Genomic DNA, 6,191 nt, shown 5'->3' with positions numbered 1-6,191 from the left:
GTCGCGCTCGGCCTGGTCGCCGATCTCCTCGACGAGGGCGGCGGCCTGGGCGACGAGAGCCCGGAGCGTGTCCGACGTGTCGGTTACGCTGGTCGCGCTGATACCGGTCCTGGTGGGGGCCGATTCTTGTGGGCGGGTCTCCGTGGGCGGGGGCCCGCTCCGCTGCGTCTGGGGCATTAGGCCGCCTCGCCTCCGGACTGCTCCGCACGCAGGCGCGCCACGTACTGGTGGAGGCCCTCCACGACCACCAGGCGGCGGCGGCCGACAAGCACAGAGGGCAGTTCGCCTGACTGAACGAGCTGAAAGGTCTTGGCGCGGCTGAGCCCGCCAAGCATGGTGGCCGCGTCAGGCCACCACGGGATCAAGATTCGGTGTTCATGGACAAGGTCGCTCATCGACCCTCCTGGGAAGTCGGGTGCCCTGTACAAGTCGCTCATCGTCTCCGCTGAAACAACGAAGACTTGATATCACAGGCGTACTACCTGCGTCTACTCAGTGCTATTCAGGTCCGCCGAGTTGTTGAGCGGGTCGGCCCTGCCGATGTACCTTGGCGGGCGTGAATGAGCAGCGGACGCAACAGAGCGGCAGTTGGCGCGTGCCGGCCTACCGGCCTGGTGACGACGAGATGTGGGACAAACTCGGAAGCGGCTGGAGCGCCATCGACGGTGTCCGGGACGGGATTCGCCTTTACGTCCAGTGGGACGACGAGCGCCCGGCGGTCACTGGCCTCTGCCTCACGGGCGCGGTGACGGCGGAAGCACTCCGGTCGATTCCGATGGGGCGACTGGAGAACCTCCCGGCCGCCTTGCAGCAGGCGAAGACCAGTGATGAGTTCTTTGCTGAACTGGTCCCCCTGCGCAGGGTCAAGGGCGAAGAGCCCGACGAGTTCGCGGACCGTGTAGCCCTCTACTACCGCATGTTCGCGGCTACAACCGACAAGCCGACCAAGGCGATTGCCGAACACGCCGACGTACCTCTCGGAACGGTGAGAAGTTGGATCCGGGAGGCACGTCTACGGGGCAAGCTGCCACCGGGAACGCGAGGTAAGGCGGGTTGACGGACAAGCCATCACGCAAGAAACGGACACGCCGAAACCGAGACGCTCGCCCGTATAAGCGCCGGTCAGACGGCAAGTGGGTAGCCGTTGCCTATCTCCCCAACGGGAAGCGCCGGCCTTGCTACGGCGAAACCGCTGCTGAAGCGGAAGAGAAGCGAAAGAGGCTCTATCGGGAGATTGAGGAGAACCAACCGATCACCGTGGGGCGGACGGACACGCTCGGCCAGTTCCTCACCGGTCCATGGCTTAAGGTCATCCTTCCGCAGCGGGTACAGGCTGGTCGGCTGGCACAGACCACGCTCGATAGCTACGCGGACATGGTGGAGCGGCACATCGTGCCCGAGCTCGGCAAGGTGAAGCTTGTAGAGCTCGGTACGTTGCATGTTCAGGCATGGATGCTGACCCTGTCGCAGAAGCGGAGCGGCCGGGCCCGGCGGAAGCTCCGCCCCGGGGAGGACAAGCTTCCTGAGCCCGAGAAGCTCTCGGCACGGACTATCGCCTACTGTCATGCGATTTTGAGGAAGGCTCTCAACGACGCCGTCAAGGCGAAGCTGATCAGCGGGAACGTGTGTGCGGACGTTGAGCCACCGCGCGTTGAGAAGAAGGAAGCCCGTGCCCTTACGAAGGATGAGGCGCGAAAGTTGCTCGCCGCAGCTGCGGGTCATCGCCTCTCGGCGTACTGGTTGGTCGTGCTGGCGCTCGGCCTGCGTCGCGGTGAAGGGCTCGGGTTGCACTGGCCCGACTTCGACCTTGAGGCCGGCACAGTCAGGTTGCGGCTGAGTGTTCAGCGGCTCCGCGGCGAGAAGGACCCCGAGACAGGCAAGTACCGCGGGAAGCTCGTTGCCAAGGGACTCAAGACCGAAGCGTCCAAAGCCACGATCAAACTGCCTGCCTATGTGGTGGAGGCGGTGAAGCTGCACCGCAAGCAGCAGAACGCCGAGCGCCTCGCTGCCCGCGTGTGGGAGAGCGAAGAACTCGTGTTCACCACGACGATCGGCACCGCCCTTGAGCCGAGGAACGTCAACCGCATGTGGCATGAGATCTGCGACAGCGCCGGCGTCGAGCGGTGCCGTATCCATGACCTCCGGCACGCCTGCGGAAGCTTCCTCTTCGCTGACGGCGTCGACCTCAGGGTGATCCAGGGCGTCCTACGCCATACCCGCCTCGCCACCACGTCGGAGGTGTACGTGCACCTTCTCGACGAGGTCCGCGACCGGGCGGCAGAGTCGATGGACGGGCTCCTCATCGAGCTCACGCGGAAGGACGACGAGACCGGATGACCCCCTTGCCTCTCAGTAGTGCGGCGTAGTACGGTGTATGACATGAGCGAACGACGACCCACCTCGATCCGACTCACGGCAGCGCAAGAGAGGGCGCTCGACGAGATCGGCGAGCGGGAGGACCGGGACCGCTCATGGCTCATCCGGAAAGCCATCGACGAGTACATCGAGCGGCACCGGGAGGCCCAAAAGTGACCGCGCTGCTACAGGGATTGCTACAGAAACGATCAGGGCGTCCCCTGCAATCAAGGAACGCCCTGGTCAATCGCTGTGCACCCGAAGGGATTCGAACCCCTAACCTTCTGATCCGTAGTCAGATGCTCTATCCGTTGAGCTACGGGTGCTTGCCGGAGCCAACTGTACCGGCTCCACGGACCTGTCCGCGAATCGGTTGGCGGATGCGACGTTACGGAAGTGTGACTTGAGTCACGGAACCCCTGGAAAGGGTGATATGTCAAAGGGGGTGACCGAGACGGGGTGTCGCCGGAGGTCCCGGTTCCCGTCCGACGCCCAACCCCCTGAAGGAGAACCCTCATGCGCATGTCCGCCACCAAGCTGGTCGGCGTTCTCGCCGTCGGTGGCTTGATGCTCGGCTCCACGGGCTGTGGCGCGGTCGACGCCATCGCCGGCGGGAAGAAGAAGACCGCCTGCAAGAACATCGAGACGGAACTGCGGAGCTTCTCCACCGGCGGCGTGGCCATGACCTCGCCGAGCGGCGCGTCCACGACCGCCCAGAAGTTCTCGGACACCGCCGCCAAGGTCCGGTCGGAGGGGCAGAGCGCGGGCGGCGACGTCGAGACCGCCGCGACCGCGTTCGCGGGCGACCTCGACCAGACGGCCGAGATGCTGCGGAAGTTGAGCTCCGGCAACACCTCGTCCCTGGGGCAGCCCGACACCATCTCCATGCAGAAGCACGGTAACGACCTGGCCAAGGCCTGCGGATTCACCGGGTTCCGCCTGGGATGACCGTCGACGCATCGCTCCCGCGGCCCCGGGAGCGACACGTCCGCGGCCGTTTCGCACTATGCTGCTGGCCACAGGGACGCAGGCTTTGCTGGTTGGCTGGCCGAACCGGTAACCTGTCCTGAGCCTGATGGCTACTGGAGGATTCGCCTAGTCCGGTCTATGGCGCCGCACTGCTAATGCGGTTTGGGTTCACGCCCATCCGGGGTTCAAATCCCCGATCCTCCGCCTCTGACCAGCGGTTACCTTGATCTCGTCGGATCGAGGGAGCCGCTGGTTTCGCGTTGGGGGGCCGATGGGGGGCCGACTCGGCGGGGACCACGGCTGCGGCCGCCTCAGCTGCGGCCTTGAAGACCTGGGGGACCACGGAGGCATAAACGTCGGCCGTGAACGACGAGCGCGATCGAGAGCGTGAACGCGCGGATACGCAAGGCCGTCCGCGCCCGTGGGCACTTCCCCAACGAGGCCACAGCGATGAAGTGCATCTACATGGCGCTGATGTCCCTGGACCCGACCGGCAAGGGCCGCAAACGATGGACCATGCGCTGGAAGGCGCCTCTGAACGCCTTCCAGATCGAGTTCGAAGGCCGACTCACCCCGACCGCCAACTGAACACCCCAACAACCAGATCAGCCTAACTTGACACACCCTCCCGGTGCGGATGACGACGGCCGTCGTGAAATCAGGCGTCGGCTGCGTCGCTTTCCGGAGGTGGGCAGCAGGTGCGCAGGTAGTTCTGGAGTTCGGTGAGGGAGCGTTCTATCGAGGTTGTGTCGACGCGGTAGCGGACTTGCTTGCCGTCCTTGCGGGAGGTGAGGAGGCCGCCGCGGCGCAGCAGGGCGAGTTGCTGGGAGGCGTTGGACTGGCCGATGCCGAGGCGTTCCGCGACGGTGCCGACGGTCAGTTCGACGCCGCCGGCGAACAGTTCGAGCATCTGCTGGCGCTGGTCGCTGGCCAGGCCCTTGAGGAACTCGCGCAGCTTCTCGCTCAGCGGCTCAACGACGGCCCCGCAGCCGAGGTCTGACTCGGGTTGCGAGCCGCTTGCTGCCTGGTCAGGCACCGGTTCCTCCTCTACCTCGCCCCAACATATTAACATTTCATGAAATGATGTTATGTTGAGGGCATGCCTCAGCGTTCCGACACCATCATCATCGGGGGCGGCCAGGCCGGTCTCGCCACAGCCCACGTCGCCCGCAGGCTCGGCCTGAGTCCCGTGGTCATGGAGGCCGGGCAATCCACGACCGGGTCATGGCCGCAGTACTACGACAGCCTCACGTTGTTCTCTCCGGCCCGCCGCAGCGTCCTGCCGGGCGTTCCGTTCCCTGGCGACCCGAACGGCTACCCGAGCCGTGACGAGGTCGTCGCCTACCTGGCCGGCTACGCCGAACGGCTCGACGTCGACATCCGGACCGGCCACCGCGTGGTTAAGGTCGCCGTCGAGACAGACGCACCGTCCAAGCGCGTGTTCGAAGTCGCGGTCGACAATGGCGAGAGCTTCACTGCGCCGATCGTCATTGCCGCGACCGGGGCCTTCAGCCGTCCGCACCGCCCCGACCTGCCGGGGCTAGGCTCGTTCACCGGCACGGTGCTTCATTCCTCGCAGTACCGGCGGCCGGAGGAATTCGCCGGCCAGCGGGTCGTGATTGTGGGCGGCGGGAACTCGGCGGTCCAGATCGCCATTGATCTGGCCGGGCAATCGCGGGTCACGCTGGCCACCCGACACCCATTGCGTTTCATGGCGCAACGCGTCCTCGGCGTCGACATGCACCTGTGGCTGCAGCGCACGGGCCTGGACGCGGCCGGGTGGGCGCGCCCGCTGCTCACCGGCGGCAAGGGAACGCCGGTATTCGACACCGGCACCTACCGGGCGCAGATCGCCACCGGCAATCCCGACCGGCGCCCCATGTTCACGAGCCTGGCCGGCGATCAGGTGGTGTGGCAGGACGGGACCCGCGAGCGCGTCGACGTGGTTCTGCTCGCCACCGGCTTCCGGCCGGGAGTCGGCTATCTCGAGGAGTTGGGCGCGCTCGGCTCGGACGGCGAGCCACTGCACCGCGGAGGGATCTCCAGCACCCATCCGGGACTGGGCTACGTGGGCCTGGAGTGGCAACGGTCGTTCGCATCGGCCACCCTGCGGGGCGTCGGCGCCGACGCCCGCCACGTCCTCACCCGCCTTCGCAAGTAGATCTGCGCAAGGAGCACGCTCGCGCGGGGAAGTCGGGCATGGGTGCCCAGGGCGGAGGGCTCAGGACGTGGTGAGGGCGGGCAGAGCGAACAGGCCGGACAACCGGGTGAGCCGTTCGGGCACCGCCCGGTAGTAGACCCAGGTCCCGCGCCGCTCGCCGTCGATCAGCCCGGCTTGGCGGAGCACCTTCAGGTGATGAGAGATGGTGGGGGCGGTCAACTCGAAGGCGCCGGTCAGGTCGCACACGCAGGCCTCACCCTCCTCGGCCGAGGCGATCATGTTCAGCAACCGCAGCCGGACCGGGTCCGACAGCGCCTTGAACACCCCGGCCAGTTCGGCGGCCTCCTGCTCGCTCAGGGCGGGCCCGCTCAGCGGCGCGCAGCACACCGAGTCGGCGACGTCCTCCAACTCCAGCAACTTAGGCATAGCTCTAATTTGACATCCATCTATGCAGCGATGCAAACTGGCGCCTGCTTCGAAGGACATCTAAGCAAGGGGTTGTGATGAAGACGCTGCTCACCCGGATCACCGCTCAGCACAGCACTGCACGCTCCGGCGGGCGCGTCACCTTCCGCGACGACCGCGGGGAGGTCTGCACCAGCGCCTGCCGTGCGGCCGCCCACCGCGACCGAGTGGCTACCGCCGCTCACCGCGCCCGTCTCTGACTTGGGAACGCCCACTCCGCAAGGCCACCTACGCAACATAG

General features: G+C 66.3%; 9 protein-coding genes, 2 tRNA genes and 1 pseudogene. 8 read left to right on the top strand and 4 right to left on the bottom strand.

All coding sequences use genetic code 11. From position 1 onward, the window contains the following. Positions 1-176: 176 nt before the first annotated feature. Positions 177-395, bottom strand: coding sequence for a MerR family transcriptional regulator (locus SM418_RS26280; RefSeq protein ID WP_371943663.1), 219 nt, complete (start codon positions 393-395; stop codon positions 177-179). Between the two features lie 161 nt (positions 396-556). Here SM418_RS26280 and SM418_RS26275 point away from each other — a divergent pair, with 161 nt between their 5' ends. The 3 genes from SM418_RS26275 to SM418_RS26265 are packed head-to-tail and all read left to right on the top strand — an operon-like array spanning position 557 to position 2,532. Continuing rightward, positions 557-1,057 (top strand): sigma-70 family RNA polymerase sigma factor, encoded by a 501-nt coding sequence (locus tag SM418_RS26275; RefSeq protein WP_371943664.1) that lies wholly within the window; start codon positions 557-559, stop codon positions 1,055-1,057. Next, the gene (locus SM418_RS26270) at positions 1,054-2,337 is read left to right on the top strand and encodes a tyrosine-type recombinase/integrase (RefSeq protein ID WP_371943665.1); all 1,284 of its coding nucleotides are present in this window, start codon (positions 1,054-1,056) and stop codon (positions 2,335-2,337) included. The genes SM418_RS26275 and SM418_RS26270 overlap by 4 nt, the downstream gene beginning before the upstream one ends. Before the next feature lie 42 nt (positions 2,338-2,379). Then, positions 2,380-2,532 carry a ribbon-helix-helix protein, CopG family gene (locus SM418_RS26265; RefSeq protein ID WP_371943666.1) on the top strand — a complete coding sequence of 51 codons (153 nt, stop codon included), beginning with the start codon at positions 2,380-2,382 and terminating at the stop codon, positions 2,530-2,532. 76 nt (positions 2,533-2,608) lie between these two features. On the opposite strand, the gene SM418_RS26260 is transcribed toward SM418_RS26265, so the two are convergent. Next, positions 2,609-2,681: transfer RNA gene (locus SM418_RS26260), tRNA-Arg, on the bottom strand. 190 nt (positions 2,682-2,871) lie between these two features. Here SM418_RS26260 and SM418_RS26255 point away from each other — a divergent pair. The 3 genes and pseudogenes from SM418_RS26255 to SM418_RS26245 form a co-directional block, all read left to right on the top strand. Continuing rightward, positions 2,872-3,303 (top strand): hypothetical protein, encoded by a 432-nt coding sequence (locus SM418_RS26255; protein WP_371943667.1) that lies wholly within the window; start codon positions 2,872-2,874, stop codon positions 3,301-3,303. Positions 3,304-3,439: 136 nt separating this feature from the next. Beyond that, positions 3,440-3,528, top strand: a tRNA-Ser gene (locus SM418_RS26250). 162 nt (positions 3,529-3,690) lie between these two features. Next, positions 3,691-3,912, top strand: a pseudogene (locus SM418_RS26245) (transposase); the annotation flags it as partial. A 70-nt stretch (positions 3,913-3,982) separates the two neighbouring features. On the opposite strand, the gene SM418_RS26240 reads toward SM418_RS26245, so the two are convergent. After that, positions 3,983-4,360: an ArsR/SmtB family transcription factor gene (locus tag SM418_RS26240; RefSeq protein ID WP_371943668.1), complete on the bottom strand. Its 378-nt coding sequence runs from the start codon at positions 4,358-4,360 to the stop codon at positions 3,983-3,985. Positions 4,361-4,423: 63 nt separating this feature from the next. Between SM418_RS26240 and SM418_RS26235 the strand changes: the two genes are divergently transcribed. Further along, positions 4,424-5,485 (top strand): flavin-containing monooxygenase, encoded by a 1,062-nt coding sequence (locus SM418_RS26235; protein ID WP_371943669.1) that lies wholly within the window; start codon positions 4,424-4,426, stop codon positions 5,483-5,485. A gap of 60 nt (positions 5,486-5,545) precedes the next feature. On the opposite strand, the gene SM418_RS26230 is transcribed toward SM418_RS26235, so the two are convergent. Beyond that, a complete protein-coding gene (locus tag SM418_RS26230; protein WP_371943670.1) occupies positions 5,546-5,911 on the bottom strand; it encodes a metalloregulator ArsR/SmtB family transcription factor in 366 nt (121 codons plus the stop codon). A gap of 77 nt (positions 5,912-5,988) precedes the next feature. Here SM418_RS26230 and SM418_RS26225 point away from each other — a divergent pair, with 77 nt between their 5' ends. Further along, complete coding sequence (locus SM418_RS26225) at positions 5,989-6,150, top strand: hypothetical protein (protein ID WP_173392484.1); 162 nt, start codon at positions 5,989-5,991, stop codon at positions 6,148-6,150. Positions 6,151-6,191 lie beyond the last annotated feature (41 nt).

The organism is Actinomadura chokoriensis (assembly GCF_041463665.1).
Lineage (GTDB): Bacteria > Actinomycetota > Actinomycetes > Streptosporangiales > Streptosporangiaceae > Spirillospora > Spirillospora chokoriensis_A.
The sequence above is the reverse complement of the archived record's forward strand: the minus strand, read 5'-3'. Positions and strand labels throughout refer to the sequence as shown.